Origin of the sequence: Aequorivita sp. H23M31 (genome assembly GCF_004022485.1) — a bacterium.
Classification (GTDB): domain Bacteria; phylum Bacteroidota; class Bacteroidia; order Flavobacteriales; family Flavobacteriaceae; genus Aequorivita; species Aequorivita ciconiae.
The window spans coordinates 2,089,195-2,108,889 of sequence record NZ_CP034951.1; the positions used below are offsets into that span (position 1 = coordinate 2,089,195).

The window sequence follows — 19,695 nt, forward strand, 5'->3', positions numbered from 1 at the left end:
CGAATCTCTTAACTATTTCTCTGCGCAACTCCGTGAAATAATTATTACGCAGAGAAACGCCGAGGTCCACAGAGGTTCATTGAAGTTCAGTGTTTAAATAATAAGGCATCGATAATCTCAATTGCTTTATTAAACCTTTCTTTTTCGTTTCCTTTTAGAATCTTATAATGGAGACCTTGCTTTTTTAATTCGGCTTCGAAAATACGAAACATTTCCTCCCTATTATGCGGACGATCGCGCAAAATATCCGCTTCCCAGGGGATGTCTATATAGGTCAACAGGTAGATACTATAATTATCTTCCTCCACGGCAGACAGATTGGTTACCTGGTTTTCTATAAACTCCGGACAATACCCATTATAGTAATATTCAGAATAGACTTTCAATTCTAGAAGGTTTGTGTCGCATATAAGCAGTTTATCCACCTTTGAAGAAGCCTCCATTTCCCTAGCAAGCTGACCTTTGGCTATAGGAACCAAATCTTCTCTTGAAACTAGTTTTCTATCTCTTTCCCATTTCTCTTCCAAATATTCCCGCATAAATTCAGGAACCCATTCAGTATTGTAATAAACGGCCAATTGTTTGGCCAAAGTGGTCTTTCCTGTTGATTCAGGTCCGTATAGAACAACTTTAATCAATTCAATAAGCTTTTCTCGGGTTTGTTCAGATTTTTCTTCCACGCGTAGTAACCAAAAATTGCTATAACAATCAACAATAAAAATTGAAATGAAGTAAATATTAATCCTTTATAAAAATATAAAGGGAAGGAAATAATATTTCCTATGAGCAATAATGTCCAATTTTCAAGTTTTTTCCGAGCCAATAGCCACATGGCAACAAAAAATATTGCCGTTGTCAGTGTGTCCACATAAGCAGTCCAACTGTTCCACTTATCAAAAATCTGATAAATAATAAAAATAAAATTGAGGGTGCCAATAAAGATCATCACGGCGATTTGTTTTTCCTTGGAGGTTGTCCTAGTGATGGGAGTAAAATGTTCCTCATCAACTTTTCGGGTCCAAAAATACCATCCATAAATGCTCATTATAAAATAATAGGCATTAATAACCAAGTCGCCCAACAATCCATAAACTGCCAAAAGATATACGAATATTGAGGTGCTCAAAATACCTGTGGGATAAATTAAAATATTATCCTGTTTGGAAAACCATGCACTCAGTAATCCAAAAAATACGGCGGTAATTTCTAATACAACAATATATGTTGGAACATTTTGATACTCAGAAAAAAACCAATCAAAAATGTGGTTCATACCCGCTCCGGTCCGATTTTACTATTTTTATATAAAGCAACCCCCGTTCCACCGCTTCCAAAGCAATTTTCATTTCTTTTTGGAGCAAATTCATCACTTCGTCATACTCACCATAAATTTGTGTACTCAATGGATTTTCTAAAACCGTTAGGCCTGAGTTTCTCAAACTTTTAATAAAATTGATAATTGCGGGCTCCCAATCGTCTTGCAAAGGAGATAAGGTAAGTTCTACTGAAATATTCATACTACTTATTTTTTATCAAATTTACTAGTTTTAAAATCTGTTCGATGTCTCATATTGCAAGAAAATTGCATCTAATAGTTTTTACAAGCGAATCTTATTTTAAATGGAAATGGTCAAGGTGACGGGTTATTTACTTGGAGGGGAAATAATACTTTCGAATATGGTCCCCATAACTACCATATCAGCCCCCGCCTGAAAAGCTGCTTGTTTTTGGGATTCCGTCTTTATGCCTCCTCCTACAATTAATGGAATTTCAATCGCTTCCTTTACTTTTGAAATTATTTCAGGATTTATAGGAAATTTTGCACCGCTCCCCGCTTCCAGATAGATAAGTTTGGATCCCATATATTTTCCGGCTAGAGCGGTATTGACAATAGTTTCAACTTCAGTTTGTAATATGGGATCCGTTGCAGTTACTTTAGATACGGAGGAACTATTCCCACCATCGATTAAAATATAACCTGTCGGTATAATCTCCAAAGAAGTATTTTTTAGTTTAGCAATTGATTTTACTTGTTGACCGATCAAATATTCGGCATTACGCCCAGAAAGTAAGGTGAGAAATAAAAGAACATCAGCAAAGGATGTTATTTGGGAATAATCTCCTGGAAACAGAAATAGCGGTAAATCCGTTTTTTGTTTTAATGCTCTTACAGTTTCTTCCGTATCGCCATTTGCAACCGTACTACCACCAATAAAAAGATGAGTGGTATGTTTCGGGATCCTTCCTAGAAATGTTTCAACCTCTGTATTGGCAAATTTATCGGGATCGATAAGTATGGAAAGCATTTTTTCTCCACTTGCCACAAATTTTAAAATATCCTTATAAAATGATTTCTCCATTCATTCCTAGTTAGAAACTAGTGCATAGGCACAGGTAAAACCTTCAAACTCCAAATAATCTACTTTGTAAGTTAACCTTTTCTCGGCATAAGTTACCGTGGCAGTAGTTTTTAGGTCCTCCAAATCAAATTCATCTACATTGATATTTTGAAGAAAGCTGACACTCTTTTCTGCGAAACTCTTATAAAGAGATTCTTTTGCACACCAAACAATAGTAAGTTTCCGTATCAATGCATCGTCGTTTGCGATAGTTCGATATTCCTCTATTGGGGTAAATTTATGGGCGATACGAAGAATTTTTTGCCGTTGCTTTTCAATATCGATACCAACGTCCTTATCACTTATAATAATTGCTGAAAAGTTGAAGGAATGGGTTATCGAAATATAATTGGAATCCGTTAGGTGCGGCTTCCCATTTTCGTCATAGTATAAATCTTGATCCGTATAACCTGCAATCGCCATTAATTTCCGAATACTCATAAATGCACAGCGATGTACTTCACTTTTCATATTTTCCACCCTACTTTTACATTTATCCGTTAGAATGATATTTTCTGAAAGCTCTTCAAAGGATTCGTCAATTTTCCAGATAAGTACTTTGGTTGAGGCATTTACTGTTATAGTTTTATAAAGGGGCATAGAATTCCGAGGGATATTATGTACTTTTGCAGACTTAAATTAGAAATCAAAATTAGGTAATAACAACGAGTTTCCCACCTATGTGGGGATAAAAAAGAAGATTTATGTCAACGAAAACAGCGCCTTATACGGCTTACAAAGTAAAAGATATTTCTCTGGCAGATTGGGGAAGAAAAGAAATTGAACTTGCCGAAGCAGAAATGCCAGGACTTATGAGCCTGCGGGAAGAATACGGGAAAGAACAACCGCTAAAAGGTGCTCGCATCGCTGGTTGTTTGCATATGACAATCCAAACGGCAGTATTAATTGAAACTTTAACTGCGTTAGGAGCCGAAGTTACTTGGAGTTCTTGCAATATTTTCTCTACTCAAGACCACGCCGCTGCTGCTATTGCAGCAACTGGAGTTCCAGTTTATGCTTGGAAAGGAATGAATGAAGAGGAATTTGATTGGTGTATTGAGCAAACATTATTTTTTGGTGAGGACCGCAAGCCCCTAAATATGATTCTTGATGATGGAGGAGATCTTACCAATATGGTTTTGGATAAATATCCTGAACTTGCTCAAGGTGTAAAAGGTATTTCTGAGGAAACCACTACTGGAGTTCACAGATTATATGAACGTGTTAAAAAAGGAACTTTACCTATGCCTGCTATCAACATTAACGATAGCGTTACCAAAAGTAAATTCGATAATAAATATGGCTGCCGTGAAAGTGCTGTAGATGCAATTCGTCGCGCGACTGATGTTATGCTTGCTGGAAAACGTGTGGTTGTTTGTGGTTACGGAGATGTTGGTAAAGGAACCGCAGCTTCATTTAAAGGCGCCGGAAGTATTGTAACCGTAACCGAAATAGATCCTATTTGTGCTTTGCAAGCTGCAATGGACGGTTTTGAAGTGAAGAAATTGGAAACAGTTGTAGGCAATGCTGATATTGTAATTACAACAACGGGTAATAAGGATATCGTACGTGGAGAGCATTTTGAAGCGATGAAGGACAAAACAATTGTTTGTAACATTGGGCATTTTGACAATGAGATTGCAGTTGCCTGGCTTAAGAAAAACCACGGACATACGCACGTAGAAATTAAACCACAAGTTGATAAATACACCATAGACGGAAAAGATATTATTCTTTTGGCGGAAGGTCGTTTGGTAAACTTAGGTTGTGCCACAGGCCATCCAAGTTTTGTGATGAGTAATAGTTTTACCAATCAAACCTTAGCTCAGATCGAGCTTTGGAAAAATGGTGAAAACTATGAAAACGAAGTTTATATGCTTCCGAAACATTTGGATGAAAAAGTTGCAAAACTTCACTTGGAAAAAATTGGAGTGGAGCTTACTGAACTTCGCCCAGACCAAGCGGAATATATTGGTGTAACTGTTGAAGGGCCTTATAAGCCTGAGTATTATAGATACTAGATGCTAGATGCTAGATGCTAGATGCTAGATGCTAGATGCTAGATGCTAGATGCTAGTGCAAATTTAAAATGCCCTTGTTCCGATGAATTGGAATGAGGGTTTTTTTTGATCTATAAAGTAGGATAAATATCTAGCTTCATTTGGAGATATTTTAAATTCTTGATATTTTAAGGTATGAATTATGAAGAAGAAAAAATAAAAGTTCCCCGTTTTAACGAGGAATCCGGTTTTTATACTACCAAAGAGCGCTCAAAGATGATGAGCAAGATCCGTGGTAAAAATCCGAAACTGGAACTTTTATTTAGAAAAGCCCTTTGGAGAAAAGGAATCCGCTATCGTGTAAACAGTAAAAAAATTCCGGGGAAGCCAGATGTTTCCATTCAAAAGCATAAGTTGGCGATTTTTATCGATGGCGAATTTTGGCATGGGTACAATTGGCCGGAAAGGAAAGAATCTTTAAAAACCAATCGAGGCTTTTGGATTCCGAAGATTGAAAGAAATATGCAACGCGATAAAGAAGTGAACAAACAATTGGAAGAAATGAACTATACCGTTTTTAGATTTTGGACTAGTGAAATAAAGCATAATTTAGACAAATGCATTAATGATATATTGATTTATATAAATACCGGACAAAATGATTAATTCAAAACTACCCAATATCGAAACTTCCATATTTGCCATAATGAGCAAAATGGCCCACGAACATCATGCTTTAAATCTATCTCAGGGATTTCCAAATTTCCCTAGTGATCCAGCTCTAAATGCATTGGTGGACAAGGCAATGAGCGATGGATTTAATCAGTACGCTCCAATGGCCGGGGATTTTGACCTGAGAATGGAAATCTCAAAAAAAATCGAAAATCTCCATAATCATTTTTACAATCCTGAAACAGAGATTACAGTCACCGCAGGAGCCACCCAAGCGATTTTTACAATAATTGCAGCAACAATTGAAAGAGGAGACGAAGTTATTATTTTCACTCCCGCCTATGATTGTTATGCACCTACGGTAGAATTATTTCAAGGAAGGATAGTCCCTATTCAACTTAAACCACCTTTTTTTAGGGTGGACTGGCAGGAAGTATCAGATAAGATTACTTCCAAAACCAAAATGATTATCATAAACAGTCCACATAATCCAACTGGTATGCTCTTTTCCGAAGAAGACATGCTCCAATTGCAGGATTTGGTGGAAAAAAATAATCTTTTGGTTTTAAGTGATGAAGTTTACGAACACATAATTTTTGACGGCAACACCCATCAAAGCGCTTCCAGATTTGAGGCTTTGGCAGATCGAAGTTTTATTACCGCTTCGTTTGGAAAAACATTTCACAATACCGGTTGGAAAATGGGCTATTGCGCAGCTCCCGAAAAATTGATGAAAGAATTTCAAAAAGTACACCAATTTGTGGTTTTCTGCGTAAACCATCCTTTCCAAAAAGCCTTTGCCACCTATTTAAAAGATGCCAATTACTATTTAAAACTGCCAGATTTCTATCAACAAAAACGTGATTTCTTTGTTAATCTCATGAAGGGGTCAAAGTTTAAAATCAATCCGTCGCAGGGAACCTATTTCCAAATGTTGGATTTTTCTGATATATCTGATGAGGGGGATATTGCTTTTGCCGAGCGGCTTACAAAAGAGTACAAAATTGCAACAATTCCAACTTCTGTCTTTAATGTTGGCGGAAGCGACTTCAAACAAATACGGGTATGTTTTGCGAAAACAGATGAAACCTTAGCAGAAGCAGCGGCCATTTTGAAAAAATTACCTAGACTTTAATTAAAGTGAAAACTCTTTACGGTTTTTCACATAATTGACGTACTTCCTTTTCGTAAAGCCGAATTATTTTTTTCTGAAGTTCGTTATCTCTCGCAATAGTCCGTCCATCAATTTCAACTATTGGTGTAAGTTCGCCCATAGTTCCCGTGGCAAAAACCCCATCAGCATTATAGAATTGAGAAAGCGAAAGGTCTGCTTCTACAAGGGAAATTCCTTCGCGATCACACATTTCCATTACCGAATTTCTTGTAATTCCTGGTAGGCAAGCATGTGCAAAAGGCGTGAATACTTTACCTTGTTTTACCATAAAAACATTACTTCCATTTAACTCGGCTACAAACCCACGTTCATCAAGCATTAATCCTGCATCCTTTCCGGCAACATTTGCTTGTATTTTGGCAATAATATTATTGAGCAGATTATTATGGTGAATCTTACTATCCAAAAATTGAGGCGCATTTCTACGTTGACTTGTACTAATTACTTTAATTCCGTGGTCGTTATCATAGACTAACGGCTTCCACTCTGCAAGAACAATCAGACAGGACCCGCTTTGATTCAGTCTTGGATCCATACCGCTAGTTATCTTTTCGCCACGGGTCAAAGTAAGACGAATATGGGTATTATCGTTCATCCCATTGGCATCTAAGGTTTGTCTTATCGCATCTTTTATAAAATCTTTGGAAGGAATATCAACAAACGCCAAAGTTTTAGCGGATTCGTGCAAACGGGTTAAATGCTTATCCAAGCAGACTACTCCCTCTGGATAAACGCGAAGCCCCTCCCAAACTGCATCCCCGCCTTGCACTGAACTGTCAAAAACCGAAATTTTAGCATCTTTACGAGGATAGAGCTGATCTTTAATGAAAACTTGAATATTGTCGTTTTGGGGATTTGATTTTTGTAGCATCTCAGTCGTTTTTTAAAATGTTATCCTTTAAAATATTATAAAATGGAAGTGCCTGCTCAAGCAGAGGTTCCAGATAATTGGGTAAGGGTTGCGAACTGCTCTTTTGAACTGCAAACCCTTCGGAATTATGAACATTTTTATACCAATGTTTTGCCCATATCCCGTCTTCGGGAATTGCACCCTTTTTCCACTTGAGCATTTTCTCAGAAAAAGTAAGATTTAGAATATAGCATAATTTCCTGAGATAGCTCTCAGGATTCTTCAGAAGTTCGTCGCTGTCAATAACTATTGGTGTTTTCCCATTCTTCTTCAGAAATAAAAATAATTCGGAAGCTTTCTTAATTCCTATATCATCCAAAGTGGGTGAATGAATTACTTTGGCAAAGGAAGCTATCAGTTTTTTGGGATGTCGAATGAGCAATACATTCTGCCAGTTCAAAATAAATCTCGGTTCATCCATTAAATAATGGTGTGCCATCCCTTTTACGAAAACATTATTATCTTTTGAAAGTGAATTTATATTTTCAACCACTCGATTCGGATTCAATTCCATTGTTTTCAAAATTTCTTCTTGCGATGGATGTGGATTTTCAAGAATTGCATTAAGCAAATAATACCCATAAAACGGTTCATCCAAAACGTTCGTATCCATGCGCTGAGCAAAAGAATACATGAATGCAGTGGAAAGATTTCGAGGTCCAGAAATGAGGTTTATGACTTTCATTTCTGAAAATTAAAGATTTTTATTCAGTATAAGCAAAAGGAAGGTAAGGAATAACCTGATGATTCATAGATTAAGATAATAATGGCGGTATGATGAATGCTAACCATTGGGATTCTTCAACGAAATTTCTAAATAATTGGTCGTGTAGAGATGTTCGTTTCTTAGTTGGTCCAAATATTTAAGAATATTTGGGTAATCAGGATTACCGGTTTTAAGCATATCCCCAAAATTATTATCATATATGGTAATAGCAATATATCAAGTTCACGTCCTGTAAATCTCAGTTTCTGCTTAATAGCTGGTAACCTTTATCCTCCAATATCGCATGTACTGCGATGGACATTAATTTTATAATCTTTGTTTCTCTTTCTTCGTGGAAACTAAAAAGATATTCTTTTTCCCAAGAATAATTGACAAATTCCCACCCAAAATATCGTAATAGGTATTGAACTTGGCATTTATTAATTTATAAAACTTATTCTCTCCCTTAGGATCCTTAGTAAATTCTTTTTGAATTTCTTACCTTCATAAACCTTTGACCCTTTTATTTTTGGAGCTACTTTTAAAGGGACACAGGAACATATAAATAATGAAAACGGCAACCAAAACAGAATTTTAAAGTTCCGTAGGATTGCCGAATTTATTTTCAGAACCGTAATTATAGAACTCTAGCTGAATTATTCCACTGTAACCGATTTGGCAAGGTTTCTGGGCTGATCAACATTTCGACCAAGCATTACAGCAATATGATAAGAAAGAAGTTGTAGCGGGATGGTCGTAACCAAGGGACTTAAGGCCTCAGGTGTATGTGGTACCACCATTACATAGTCTGCCATTTCCCTTACAGTTTTATCACCTTCAGAAACAACCGCCAAAATCTTTCCTTTTCTGGCCTTTATCTCTTGAATGTTGCTTACAACTTTTTCATAATGGTCACTTTTAATTGCAATAACCACGACGGGCATAGATTCATCGATAAGTGCGATGGGGCCGTGTTTCATTTCTGCAGCAGGATATCCCTCGGCGTGGATATATGAAATTTCTTTTAATTTTAAGGCTCCTTCCAAAGCGACAGGGAAATTATAACCCCTTCCCAAATAAAGGAAGTTACGCACATTCATAAATACAGATGCAATCTCTTTTATCTCATCTTCCGTCTGTAAGGCCTTTTCTACGTGAGTTGGAATTAGTTCCAGCTCATGTAGATATCTAACAAAATCACTATGGCTTATGGTTCCCTTTGCTTTTGCCAAGCGGAGGGCAATCATCGTAAGAACAGTAATTTGAGTTGTAAAAGCTTTTGTACTGGCCACACCAATTTCAGGGCCTGCATGAGTATAGGTTCCACTATCTGTTTCTCGTGAAATGGAAGAACCTACAACATTACAAACTCCATAAACAAACGCCCCTTTCTGTTTGGCTAATTTTATGGCAGCTAAGGTATCGGCAGTCTCTCCACTTTGTGAAATAGCAATAATCACATCCTTTTCTGAAATAATAGGATTTCGATATCGGAATTCAGAAGCATATTCAACTTCAACAGGAATGCGAGTAAAATCTTCGATAAAATATTCTGCAACCAAACCAGCATGCCATGAAGTTCCGCAAGCTACGATAATGATACGATCGGCATTGAGAAACTTTTCGATATGATTTTCCAAACCGCCCAGCCTAAGAATTCCATCATCTGCGTGCAAACGTCCGCGATAAGTATCTTTTATAACAGAAGGTTGTTCGTGTATTTCTTTAAGCATAAAGTGATCATAGCCACCTTTTTCAATTTGCTCAAGATTGAGTTGAAGCTCCTGAATATATGGAGCCACTAATTGATCGTCTTTGATTTTTCGAACCCTCACCTCTCTACCGAGACGAATAACGGCCATTTCTTCATCTTCAAGATAGATGGCGTTATTGGTAAACTCAATAAATGGGGAAGCATCACTGGCGACAAAAAATTCGTCATCTCCTACACCGATAGCTAAGGGACTCCCCAGTTTAGCGACTACAATTTCGTCTGGTTTTTTCTTGTCGAAAAGTGCGATAGCATACGCACCAACTACTTGGTTTAATGCTATTTGAACTGCTTTTCCAAGCTTTACATTTTCTTTTTTCTGAACATCTTCTATCAGATTTACCAATACTTCTGTATCGGTTTCGGACTTAAAAGTATAACCGCGGTTGAGCAATTCCTGTTTAAGGGAATCGTAATTTTCAATAATACCATTATGAATAAGTACCAAATCGCCACTGTTTGAATAGTGGGGATGGCTATTTACATCATTCGGAACTCCGTGGGTGGCCCATCGCGTGTGTCCAATTCCCAAATTGCCCTTTCGTGAAATTTCCTTTTCTGCTTTCTTTTCAAGATCGGCAACCTTGCCCTTTGTTTTGCAAAGCTGAATATCCTCACCATCATAAAGCGCAATTCCAGCACTGTCATACCCTCTATATTCCAAGCGCTTTAAGCCTTTAAGGATAATAGGATAAGCATCTCTTTGACCTATATAACCAACAATTCCACACATACTCGTTATTCTGGTTTTGTATAATAAATTTGAAGTTTCAGTTTCTTTTCGGTATTTGCTGAAGAATTTCCATAAAGAATCGTGCCCTTATGAGATAAAACTTCACTCGATGGCACTTCTTCAATGCTCGGATCTTGCGGATTTAAAAGTTTTTGGGTGGTTCGGTTTTTTACATTATGAGAAACAACGATTCCTAAAGGTACGTTTGTACTATCTTTATTAATCAAGTTACTGATGTGATTTGTAATCCTTATTTTATAGTATTTGCCTTTACCATCACTATCTTTTTCTAGCTTACCCAAGTGGTTCGACATCGCATCCGCAGCGGGCAGACCGTTTGTGCTGTCCATTAGGTAGTCCACCAACACATTACTGTTTTTAAGGTCGTAGATCATTATTCTATCCGGTTCATTACCGCCTTGAACCATCAAATCTCTATTGACATAGAAAATTAAATTTGCCTCGTTTATAAGCCATTTTTTATCCCGAAGCATTTCCAATTGATCGGCTACGCCATTGTTGTCGCTGTCCGGTCCAAATAACTCCACTATCGAGATAATTCCATCACCACCTCTTAAATATAGATTTTCATTCCCCATAATTGTATCGGGATTTTCTAGAGCAGTCTGAATAAATTGTGGCAGCGGTTCGTTCTCAAAGGTATTTACAGTAATATCCCCCAAACTAAGCTTAAAAGTTTTATAAATCCGTTCTTCAGGTTCCTCTTCCTTTACATTTGTATAATGAATTTGCACATAAGCCTTACTGACATCAAAAATAAAAAGACTCCCATCGTTTGTAGGAGAATTCACTTGAAAATAAAGACCTCGTAAATAATTTTTGAAGTTGTTATTATTAAGAAGATCTTGCGAACCCTCTTTATCAACTATCCTCTCTTGAAAAAATTCCTTTGGCAAAGCAATTCTTAGACCAGGTGCCAGTTTCGATTCATCTTCTTCCCCTTCACGTAGAATATAACCCGCTGGAGATGGAATAAAATTTTCCACGCTCGCCAATTGCTCACCCAAATAACTTTCGAAGAGCGGTCCCTGGTTACTGTAGTAAGGCTGAACTTTTTCAAAACCGGTCTCTGGATCTAAATCCCTTAGGAAATATTTAGATTCGAAAATGGTAATATTTATGGGGGCACTCCCATAAATAGAGTCAAGCGTATAAGTGGTAGTACTATCCTCAACAGTAGCTTTACTGAAATAAGGAATGTAAACAAAAACACTATCCACCTTGGCGTCATTGCCAAATTTTGGGTCGTTTGTTTCTAGCTTAATTTGTGAAAGAAGGCTTACGCTTGATTTTCCATAAACTGGATCTTTGTAAACTCCCAACTGGTATCCAGGAAGACGATTGGTTTGTACCGGCGACAATTTTCTGCTGTAGGCTATAACTGTTTGGGAATCATCTAAAATTCCGTTAGGAGCTTCGGTTCCCAAAATTTCCGAACCAATAGTACTCGGATCCTGTTGACAGGAAATAAAGACCACAAAAGCAAACAGAATTGCGAAGGCCCTTGGCAACAATTTTATTAAGGTCATACTTAAAAATGTAAGTGAAATTATTTTAAAACTTCGTCGCGGTAAAAGTCTAGATATGCTTGGGAAAAATCTTCTATTTTATGATATTTTAACACCGGCTTGCTTAACGAATCGATAAAAGTATTTAGCTCCTCAGAAATATCTTCGGACCCTATGATGACTGCGTCTGAATTTTCGATTGCCACCTTCATTAAATTGAAATAATCAGGATTTTCCAAATCTGCGATAGCAGCTTCATCAATAGCATCGAATCGGAGTTTTTCAATGGTACTTTCTCCTAAAACCCCCTCAAATCCTTTACTAAAGACCGAGGTAACAATGCGGCTATTTTCAAATAAAGGCTCACTTTCGTAATATTTACGTAGGTATAATGGTAAAAATGAAGCAAGCCATCCATGAACGTGAATTACGTCTGGTGCCCAATTGAGCTTTTTTACGGTTTCAATTACTCCCTTGGCAAAAAATATTGCGCGTTCGTCATTGTCCTTATAAAAATTTCCTTCTTCATCTGCATAAGTAGCTTTTCGCTTAAAATAATCATCATTATCTATAAAGTAAACTTGAATACGCTCTTTCGGAATAGAAGCAACCTTAATAATCAATGGCATGTCCATATCATTGATTACCAAATTCATACCCGATAACCTAATTACTTCGTGCAACTGATGCCTACGTTCGTTAATATTACCGTAGCGAGGCATAAATATCCGGATTTGTCCTCCGGTACTGTTGATCATTCTAGGGGCTTCAAACGACATTGAAGAAATCTCAGTCTCCGGAAGGTAGGGAATTACCTCAGAAGACACATATAAGACTCTCTTATCTTTCATGTATATTTTTTTAACTAATTGATTAACAAGGAATATACCTAACTTTTAGGCATTTAATCGCAAATATGGAAAGCCATAAAGGATTAAAAACACGCAAAATTACGAAATTTTATGCAGATTGCCTTGAATATATTAATTTCGCACGCTCTTAAAACGTTTTTATGGTGATATATACCACAAAGGAAACCTTAATAAAGGCCTTGTCTGAAAGGAGAAAAAAAAATGGCCAAAAAAATAAAATCAATAAAATTGGTTTTGTGCCAACCATGGGCGCGTTGCATCCCGGACACTTGTCTTTAGTGGAAAAAGCGTTGAAAGAAAATGATATTGTCGTGATCAGTATTTTTGTGAATCCTACTCAGTTCAACAATATTACAGACCTCGAAAAATATCCACGCAACACGGAAAAAGATCTTTCTCTTCTGAATGGTGTTAATGATGATTTGGTGGTCTATTTACCCCAGATCTCTGATATTTATGGCGATCACGCAGTTTCAATCCACTATGATTTTGAGGGCCTTGAAAATGAAATGGAGGGCAAACATAGGAAAGGACATTTTGATGGAGTGGGGACGGTATTGACCAAATTCTTTGAAATTATAAATCCTGACAGGGCCTATTTTGGTGAAAAGGATTTTCAGCAACTTCAAATTGTAAGGAAACTGGTACAAATTGAAAGCATTCCTGTTGAAATTATTGGATGCTCTATTATGAGAGAAGAAAATGGACTTGCAATGAGTTCGAGAAATGAACGACTAAGCCCTAAACAAAAGGAGGGTGCCACAATAATATTCAAAACCCTTAGTGAAGTGCGCGAAAAGTTTGACACACATTCCATTGAAGAATTGGAAAAACTTGTCGTGGAACGATTTTTGCGTGATCCGAATATTGAACTGGAATATTTCGAAATCGTTAACGAAAAAAATCTAAAACCTTTGAAACAAAAGAAGAACGACATAAATTACAGAGCATTCATTGCCGCTTTTCTAGGCGATGTTAGATTAATCGATAATATGTCTCTAAATTAATACCTTTGCCGCATGCAAGTACACGTAGTAAAATCTAAAATCCATAGGGTAAAAGTCACAGGTGCAGACCTAAATTATATAGGAAGCATTACTATTGATGAAGATTTGATGGATGCCGCCAATATAATTGAAGGTGAAAAAGTTCAAGTTGTAAACAACAACAACGGTGCGCGTTTGGAAACCTATGTTATTCCTGGACCTAGAAACAGCGGTGAGATCACCTTAAATGGTGCGGCTGCTCGACTTGTTGCACCAGGCGATGTACTTATCCTTATCTGTTATGCTATCATGGATTTTGAAGAGGCAAAATCCTTTAAACCCGCCCTGGTCTTTCCCGACGAAAACACCAACCTGCTTCACTGATTTGAACTGATTTGAATCGACATCTCTCCAAATTTCTGCAAATCACTATTCCTTTAGGACTAGGGATTTTCTTAATTTGGTACATCTATCAATCCTTCACTCCTACTCAGCTTGAGCAGACCAAAAAATATTTCTCTGATGCAAATTATGGGTTTGTGGCCATTTCCGTGGTCTTGAGTATTCTTAGCCACATAATCCGCGCGCATAGGTGGAATTTAATGTTGGAGCCTTTAGGCTATAAGACAAAATTGGTCAATAATTTTATGGCCATTTCAGTGGCGTATTTGATGAACATCTTTATCCCCAAGAGCGGGGAGGTTTCCAGAGCCATTGTTCTCGATAAATATGAAGACGTTCCGTTTCAAAAAGGTTTTGGTACAATCATTTCTGAAAGGATCGTGGATTTAATTTTTCTTTTAGTCTTCACAATTATTGCACTAATTATTCAATTTGATATTCTATACGAATTTGTTCTTGAACGAATACCAACCTATGCTCTCTATATTCTGTTACTGGGAATACTTGTGATCGGTATTCTAATTCCGGCATACATTGTTTTCTCTCAATCTAATATTAATAGAAAGCTCAAAGACTTTATTATTGGATTAAAAGAAGGTATTTTCAGTATTTTAACAATGCGCCGCAAGGCTTCGTTCTTTGCACAATCCCTAATTATTTGGTCTCTTTACTTACTTTCTTTTTATACTGCCCTACAATCTTTACCCGAAACTTCCGTTATCCCCATTGGTACAGCTATTATTGCATTCGTAGTGGGCAGTTTCACCATCGCTTTCACAAATAGTGGTTTTGGAACTTATCCCGCTGCAATGGCTGGTATATTGACGATTTTTGGAATAGTCAAAACCGCTGGGGTTGCTTTTGGATGGATTGTATGGGTCTCAAATATCTCCTCCATTATCCTTTTTGGCATAATATCCCTAGTGCTCTTACCTGTATATAATAAGCCCACAAATAGGACCTAGTGATTTATTTTTCATAAAATATTATGAAATAATAAATTTTACTATATTTAAACAATAAAAAGTCAACCGAACATGAAAAACATTATGTTATTCGGATTTATTTGTCTTATAAGTCAGATTTCCATTTCTCAGGTTATTTATGATCAAATTAAATCCGATAAGTTAGGTACAACCCGTAAATTAAAAATTCAGCTCCCAAGAAATTATGAAACCAATAAAGATAAAACCTATCCAATAATTTTAGTACTGGATGCAGATTACCTTTTTGAACCAGTGGCAGGAATTGTAGATTACTCCAGTTATTGGGAAGATATGCCGGAAGCTATTGTAGTTGGTGTTATGCAAGGAAATAGCCGTTACGAAGACTGTTCCTATGACTCCAACACATATTTCCCATCCGGACAAGGAGAAAATTTTTTCGAATTTCTTGGCCTGGAGCTTATGCCTTACATCGACAAAAAATATCGTACAGCTAAATTTATTGTAGGCATTGGTCATGATTTCACTGCCAATTTCCTAAATTATTACTTATTTAAAAGTCCCCCTTTATTGAACGGTTATATTGTTCTAAGTCCTGATCTGGCACCTCAAATGCAAGAGAGATTGGCGGAAAGAATTCCCACTATTCAGGAAAAAATATTTTATTATCTTGCAACTGGGAGCGACGATCTAAAGGGATTGCACACGGCTGCAGAAAGCTTAAACCTTAAACTTAAAGGTATAAAAAGCAATTCCTTCCATTATTCCTATGACAATTTTGAAGGAGCTACCCATTATTCTTTGGTCGCTAAAGCCATACCCTTTGCGCTGGATAAAATATTTTCTGTTTATAGACCGATTACCCAAGAAGAATTCGCAGATGTTCTACTAAAAGACGATACTCATATTGTGGATTATTTGGAGAATAAATATGACGCCATAGAAAATCTTTTCGGCTTGACCGATAAAATACGAGTGTCAGATTTTCTGGCAACTGCCACGGCTGCAGAGAAAAGAAAAAAATGGGACGCCTTGAGAGAAATTGCAGAGTTGGCAAAAAAACAATATCCCAATAACGTTTTGGGTGATTATTTTCTTGGTCGTTATTATGAGGCTACCGGCAATCCAAAAAAGGCCATGCGCAGTTACCAAAACGGATTTGACAAAGAGGATGTCGATTATATTACTGTCGATAAAATGCTGGACCGGGCCGCCGAGATTAAAAAAGATTTCGGCTATTAACTTCAAAGTATTATAGATCCTCTTTCTCCATTATTTTCTTTACTTTTAATTCGCCTTGTTTTTTAACTTCTTCCAACTATCTTGGGATTTTCGGTAAAGACAATAGAAAAAAAATTAAGAAGCGACTTCTTTCAAAAGAACATGTAATTTTGCATTACAAAGATTCTTTAAACAGATCCATTGGCTAAAACTAAAACTACCTTTTTCTGCCAAAACTGTGGCGCTCAATTTTCAAAATGGCAGGGTCAATGCAGCTCGTGTAAGGAATGGAATACAATTGCAGAGGAAGTACTACAAAAGCCTGAAAAAGTAAGTTGGAAAACGCTGGATCCATCACCATCAAGCAGACGCATTTCAAAACCACAAAAGATATCGGAAATTTCTTCCCAAGCTGAAACACGGCTCAATACGCAAAATCATGAATTAAATAGAGTCCTGGGCGGTGGACTGGTACCTGGGTCATTAACTCTTTTGGGCGGAGAGCCAGGAATTGGAAAAAGTACTTTAATGCTCCAGATAGCCCTTCAACTTCCTTATAAAACATTATATATTTCCGGTGAAGAAAGCGCACAGCAAATAAAAATGCGGGCGGAGCGAATTCAACCAATCTCTGAGAATTGTTACATTCTCACGGAAACTAAAACCCAAAATATTTTTCGAGTAATAGAAGAACTTGAACCTGATATTGTAGTGGTAGATTCTATACAGACTCTTCATACGGATTCTATCGAGAGTACTGCAGGAAGTATTTCACAAATAAGAGAAACTGCTGCAGAGTTGATAAAATTTGCTAAGGAAACCGCTACTCCTGTCATCTTAATAGGGCATATTACCAAAGATGGGAATATAGCAGGTCCAAAAATTTTGGAGCATATGGTAGATACGGTTTTGCAGTTTGAAGGAGACCGAAACCATATATACCGAATTTTACGAGCCAATAAAAATAGATTTGGTAGCACCAATGAACTTGGCATTTACGAGATGCAAGGAAGTGGGCTTCGTGAAGTTTCCAACCCCTCAGAAATTCTGATCTCAAAAAATGAGGAGGACTTAAGTGGCACGGCAATATCAGCGACCTTGGAAGGAATGCGCCCGCTAATGATAGAAATCCAGGCACTGGTAAGTACAGCGGTTTACGGAACGCCCCAACGTAGTGCAACTGGCTACAATGCCAAAAGACTCAATATGATATTAGCCGTATTAGAAAAACGTGCTGGTTTCAAATTAGGGGCAAAGGATGTGTTTTTAAATATTACCGGTGGAATAACTGTGGACGATCCTGCAATCGATTTGGCAGTAGTAGCAGCGGTACTATCCTCAAATATAGATATCGCCATAGACAAACGGATGTGTTTTGCAGCGGAAGTGGGATTGGCCGGAGAAATAAGACCGGTTACCCGAGTTGATCAAAGAATCCTAGAGGCGGAAAAATTAGGATTTACTTCTATTATAATTTCCAAATATTGTAAAGTTCCCGGAACTTATGGAATAAACATTATAAAAGTAGCCAAAGTACATGATGTTGTACGTCATCTATTTGGATAATCAAGCATTCTTTTTAACACGTTCCAATCTATAGAAATCTTTTCTTCTATCTTTCAGGTTGCGTACTGCTCCAAATGTGTGTAATTCCCGAAGCAGGTCAATATCGACGTCTGCAACCAAAATCATTTCAGTATTCGGCGTGGCTTCCGCTTTTATGCCATTATTCGGAAATGAAAAATCACAAGGTGTAAATACCGCCGACTGTGCATATTGAATGTCCATATTATGCACCTTGGGAAGATTCCCAACACTTCCCGCAATGGCAACATAACATTCATTTTCCACAGCTCTTGCTTGAGCGCATAAGCGAACTCGTGAATAACCATTTTGGGTATCGGTAAGAAATGGGACAAATAGTATATCCATTCCTTCATCAGAAAGTAGTCGAGAAAGTTCGGGGAACTCTACGTCATAACAAATAAGAACTCCAATCTTACCGCAATCGGTATTAAAAGTTTTCAGGGCATTTCCATTAAGCATACCCCATACTCTCTCTTCATCCGGGGTAACGTGAATTTTTTCAAACCGCTCCACACTTCCGTCCCGACGACAGAGGTAACCTACATTATACAGTTTGCCGCGTACAATTTCCGGCATACTTCCCGTAATGATATTTATATTATATGAAATGGAAAGTTGGGACATGCGCTCTGTAATTTCTTTGGTATGCTGGGCGAGCTCACGAATAGCGTCTGCCTCACTCATATGGTTGTATTCGGCCATAAGCGGGGCATTAAAAAATTCCGGAAACATGGCAAAATCACAGCGATAACCAGCGACACTATCTATAAAATATTCTGCTTGATGCATCAAATCCTCCATTCCGGCATAGCTACGCATTTGCCATTGGATCAATCCAAGACGCACCACACTCTTTATTGCTGTAGGTTTAGGTTTTTTTACGGGTTTGGTATAATAAATATTATCCCATTCCATCAAAACCGCGAACTCCCCAGAGGCTCTATCTCCCTCCAAATAACCTTTCAGAACCCGAACAGGATGAAAATCATTTGAAATTTGAAAGTTAAGCACAGGATCATCAATCTGTTTGCGCTTTACCTTCTCTATATATTGTTTAGGAGAAAGCTTATCGGAATACAAATGGTAGTTTGGCATTCTTCCACCGAAAACGATGCTCTTTAGATTAAGATTCTCGCAAAGTTCTTTCCTATAATCATATAACCTTCGTCCGAGCCTTAACCCCCTAAAATCTGGTCGAATGAAAACGTCTATTCCATAAAGTACATCACCCTCCGGGTCATGAACCTCGAAATTAGGATCTTCAGTTACATCCTTATAGGTATGTTTTTCCCCCAATTCATCAAAGTCCACGATAATTGAAAGCGCACAACCGGCAATTTCGCCGTCTGCCATTATCAATACCTGCCCCTCTGGAAAAATCTCAATAAGATTCCCAATCTCGTTCATCTTCCAATAGCTATTCGGCATACCTCCATAAGACTGGATAGTGGCTTTTTTTAAAGCCTTATAGTCTTTTAGAGTCAAAAATTTGAGCTCTATATTTTCAATTTTCTTCGGATCCATATAATTTGGGAATCAATCTTTATTTGAAAATCCTTTTATCAAAAGGAAATTCTACAATTTCAATAATCTTAAGCTTGTTTGCCTCTGGATGTCTCAGGTTTACCAAATAATTACAATTACCCTTGACCAAAGTAGAGGGAATCTTTAATAGAGAACTTACTGCACTTTTGACAAATAGATCCCCTACTAGTTGGGTACTTGTTACAGGAGGATTGACATTCCAGTTTTCATCCAACTTATCATCATCCAAAACTGTATTAATCTA

20 protein-coding genes are annotated in these 19,695 nt (G+C 37.3%); 8 read left to right on the plus strand and 12 right to left on the minus strand.

Features of this window, described 5'->3' with window-relative positions; all coding sequences use genetic code 11:
- Window positions 1-86: 86 nt before the first annotated feature.
- The 5 genes from EI546_RS09140 to EI546_RS09160 all read right to left on the minus strand — a co-directional run bounded on the left by EI546_RS09140 (window position 87) and on the right by EI546_RS09160 (window position 2,999).
- The gene (locus EI546_RS09140) at window positions 87-638 is read right to left on the minus strand and encodes an AAA family ATPase (protein WP_128250256.1); all 552 of its coding nucleotides are present in this window, start codon (window positions 636-638) and stop codon (window positions 87-89) included.
- Entirely contained in the window at window positions 635-1,273 is a 639-nt protein-coding gene (gene pnuC / locus EI546_RS09145; protein WP_128250257.1) for a nicotinamide riboside transporter PnuC, read from the minus strand. Before pnuC ends, EI546_RS09140 begins: the two co-directional genes overlap by 4 nt.
- Complete coding sequence (locus tag EI546_RS09150) at window positions 1,257-1,517, minus strand: thiamine-binding protein (protein ID WP_128250258.1); 261 nt, start codon at window positions 1,515-1,517, stop codon at window positions 1,257-1,259. Before EI546_RS09150 ends, pnuC begins: the two co-directional genes overlap by 17 nt.
- A gap of 126 nt (window positions 1,518-1,643) precedes the next feature.
- Window positions 1,644-2,360, minus strand: a complete 717-nt coding sequence (locus tag EI546_RS09155) for a phosphoglycerol geranylgeranyltransferase (protein ID WP_128250259.1) — start codon at window positions 2,358-2,360, stop codon at window positions 1,644-1,646.
- Window positions 2,361-2,366: 6 nt separating this feature from the next.
- Window positions 2,367-2,999 carry a 4'-phosphopantetheinyl transferase family protein gene (locus tag EI546_RS09160; protein ID WP_128250260.1) on the minus strand — a complete coding sequence of 211 codons (633 nt, stop codon included), beginning with the start codon at window positions 2,997-2,999 and terminating at the stop codon, window positions 2,367-2,369.
- 104 nt (window positions 3,000-3,103) lie between these two features.
- Here EI546_RS09160 and ahcY point away from each other — a divergent pair, with 104 nt between their 5' ends.
- From ahcY to EI546_RS09175, 3 genes are all read left to right on the plus strand, one after another.
- Window positions 3,104-4,420: an adenosylhomocysteinase gene (gene ahcY, locus EI546_RS09165; RefSeq protein ID WP_128250261.1), complete on the plus strand. Its 1,317-nt coding sequence runs from the start codon at window positions 3,104-3,106 to the stop codon at window positions 4,418-4,420.
- Window positions 4,421-4,594: 174 nt separating this feature from the next.
- On the plus strand, window positions 4,595-5,065 hold the full coding sequence (locus tag EI546_RS09170) for a very short patch repair endonuclease (RefSeq protein WP_128250262.1): 471 nt from the start codon (window positions 4,595-4,597) through the stop codon (window positions 5,063-5,065).
- On the plus strand, window positions 5,058-6,206 hold the full coding sequence (locus EI546_RS09175) for a methionine aminotransferase (protein ID WP_128250263.1): 1,149 nt from the start codon (window positions 5,058-5,060) through the stop codon (window positions 6,204-6,206). The genes EI546_RS09170 and EI546_RS09175 overlap by 8 nt, the downstream gene beginning before the upstream one ends.
- A gap of 16 nt (window positions 6,207-6,222) precedes the next feature.
- Here EI546_RS09175 and EI546_RS09180 read toward each other — a convergent pair whose 3' ends face one another.
- The 5 genes from EI546_RS09180 to EI546_RS09200 all read right to left on the minus strand — a co-directional run bounded on the left by EI546_RS09180 (window position 6,223) and on the right by EI546_RS09200 (window position 12,745).
- Window positions 6,223-7,116 (minus strand): aminotransferase class IV, encoded by an 894-nt coding sequence (locus EI546_RS09180; RefSeq protein WP_128250264.1) that lies wholly within the window; start codon window positions 7,114-7,116, stop codon window positions 6,223-6,225.
- Between the two features lies 1 nt (window position 7,117).
- Entirely contained in the window at window positions 7,118-7,840 is a 723-nt protein-coding gene (locus tag EI546_RS09185; RefSeq protein WP_128250265.1) for a sulfotransferase-like domain-containing protein, read from the minus strand.
- A 677-nt stretch (window positions 7,841-8,517) separates the two neighbouring features.
- Window positions 8,518-10,365, minus strand: a complete 1,848-nt coding sequence (gene glmS, locus EI546_RS09190) for a glutamine--fructose-6-phosphate transaminase (isomerizing) (protein WP_128250266.1) — start codon at window positions 10,363-10,365, stop codon at window positions 8,518-8,520.
- Between the two features lie 5 nt (window positions 10,366-10,370).
- Window positions 10,371-11,915: a DUF4270 domain-containing protein gene (locus EI546_RS09195; RefSeq protein WP_128250267.1), complete on the minus strand. Its 1,545-nt coding sequence runs from the start codon at window positions 11,913-11,915 to the stop codon at window positions 10,371-10,373.
- 20 nt (window positions 11,916-11,935) lie between these two features.
- A complete protein-coding gene (locus EI546_RS09200; RefSeq protein ID WP_128250268.1) occupies window positions 11,936-12,745 on the minus strand; it encodes a glycogen/starch synthase in 810 nt (269 codons plus the stop codon).
- A 161-nt stretch (window positions 12,746-12,906) separates the two neighbouring features.
- Here EI546_RS09200 and panC point away from each other — a divergent pair, with 161 nt between their 5' ends.
- The 5 genes from panC (at window position 12,907) to radA (ending at window position 17,885) form a co-directional block, all read left to right on the plus strand.
- Window positions 12,907-13,773: a pantoate--beta-alanine ligase gene (gene panC, locus EI546_RS09205; RefSeq protein ID WP_128250269.1), complete on the plus strand. Its 867-nt coding sequence runs from the start codon at window positions 12,907-12,909 to the stop codon at window positions 13,771-13,773.
- 12 nt (window positions 13,774-13,785) lie between these two features.
- Window positions 13,786-14,136, plus strand: a complete 351-nt coding sequence (gene panD, locus EI546_RS09210; protein WP_128250270.1) for an aspartate 1-decarboxylase — start codon at window positions 13,786-13,788, stop codon at window positions 14,134-14,136.
- 11 nt (window positions 14,137-14,147) lie between these two features.
- Complete coding sequence (locus EI546_RS09215; protein WP_240673090.1) at window positions 14,148-15,119, plus strand: lysylphosphatidylglycerol synthase transmembrane domain-containing protein; 972 nt, start codon at window positions 14,148-14,150, stop codon at window positions 15,117-15,119.
- Window positions 15,120-15,191: 72 nt separating this feature from the next.
- Window positions 15,192-16,340 (plus strand): alpha/beta hydrolase-fold protein, encoded by a 1,149-nt coding sequence (locus tag EI546_RS09220; RefSeq protein ID WP_128250271.1) that lies wholly within the window; start codon window positions 15,192-15,194, stop codon window positions 16,338-16,340.
- Window positions 16,341-16,520: 180 nt separating this feature from the next.
- On the plus strand, window positions 16,521-17,885 hold the full coding sequence (gene radA, locus EI546_RS09225) for a DNA repair protein RadA (protein ID WP_128250272.1): 1,365 nt from the start codon (window positions 16,521-16,523) through the stop codon (window positions 17,883-17,885).
- Here the strand turns inward: radA and EI546_RS09230 are convergent, their stop codons facing one another.
- Both EI546_RS09230 and EI546_RS09235 read right to left on the minus strand, forming a co-directional pair.
- Window positions 17,886-19,430: a carbon-nitrogen hydrolase family protein gene (locus EI546_RS09230; RefSeq protein WP_128250273.1), complete on the minus strand. Its 1,545-nt coding sequence runs from the start codon at window positions 19,428-19,430 to the stop codon at window positions 17,886-17,888.
- Between the two features lie 19 nt (window positions 19,431-19,449).
- The gene (locus tag EI546_RS09235; RefSeq protein ID WP_128250274.1) at window positions 19,450-19,680 is read right to left on the minus strand and encodes an RES family NAD+ phosphorylase; all 231 of its coding nucleotides are present in this window, start codon (window positions 19,678-19,680) and stop codon (window positions 19,450-19,452) included.
- Window positions 19,681-19,695 lie beyond the last annotated feature (15 nt).

What these genes read in the sequence shown, in the direction of transcription:
- pnuC (WP_128250257.1), bottom strand. Translation starts at nt 1,273, where the DNA reads ATGAACCACATTTTTGATTGGTTTTTTTCTGAGTATCAAAATGTTCCA.
- EI546_RS09150 (WP_128250258.1), bottom strand. Translation starts at nt 1,517, where the DNA reads ATGAATATTTCAGTAGAACTTACCTTATCTCCTTTGCAAGACGATTGG.
- EI546_RS09155 (WP_128250259.1), bottom strand. Translation starts at nt 2,360, where the DNA reads ATGGAGAAATCATTTTATAAGGATATTTTAAAATTTGTGGCAAGTGGA.
- EI546_RS09160 (WP_128250260.1), bottom strand. Translation starts at nt 2,999, where the DNA reads ATGCCCCTTTATAAAACTATAACAGTAAATGCCTCAACCAAAGTACTT.
- ahcY (WP_128250261.1), top strand. Translation starts at nt 3,104, where the DNA reads ATGTCAACGAAAACAGCGCCTTATACGGCTTACAAAGTAAAAGATATT.
- EI546_RS09170 (WP_128250262.1), top strand. Translation starts at nt 4,595, where the DNA reads ATGAATTATGAAGAAGAAAAAATAAAAGTTCCCCGTTTTAACGAGGAA.
- EI546_RS09175 (WP_128250263.1), top strand. Translation starts at nt 5,058, where the DNA reads ATGATTAATTCAAAACTACCCAATATCGAAACTTCCATATTTGCCATA.
- EI546_RS09180 (WP_128250264.1), bottom strand. Translation starts at nt 7,116, where the DNA reads ATGCTACAAAAATCAAATCCCCAAAACGACAATATTCAAGTTTTCATT.
- EI546_RS09185 (WP_128250265.1), bottom strand. Translation starts at nt 7,840, where the DNA reads ATGAAAGTCATAAACCTCATTTCTGGACCTCGAAATCTTTCCACTGCA.
- glmS (WP_128250266.1), bottom strand. Translation starts at nt 10,365, where the DNA reads ATGTGTGGAATTGTTGGTTATATAGGTCAAAGAGATGCTTATCCTATT.
- EI546_RS09195 (WP_128250267.1), bottom strand. Translation starts at nt 11,915, where the DNA reads ATGACCTTAATAAAATTGTTGCCAAGGGCCTTCGCAATTCTGTTTGCT.
- EI546_RS09200 (WP_128250268.1), bottom strand. Translation starts at nt 12,745, where the DNA reads ATGAAAGATAAGAGAGTCTTATATGTGTCTTCTGAGGTAATTCCCTAC.
- panC (WP_128250269.1), top strand. Translation starts at nt 12,907, where the DNA reads ATGGTGATATATACCACAAAGGAAACCTTAATAAAGGCCTTGTCTGAA.
- panD (WP_128250270.1), top strand. Translation starts at nt 13,786, where the DNA reads ATGCAAGTACACGTAGTAAAATCTAAAATCCATAGGGTAAAAGTCACA.
- EI546_RS09220 (WP_128250271.1), top strand. Translation starts at nt 15,192, where the DNA reads ATGAAAAACATTATGTTATTCGGATTTATTTGTCTTATAAGTCAGATT.
- EI546_RS09230 (WP_128250273.1), bottom strand. Translation starts at nt 19,430, where the DNA reads ATGGATCCGAAGAAAATTGAAAATATAGAGCTCAAATTTTTGACTCTA.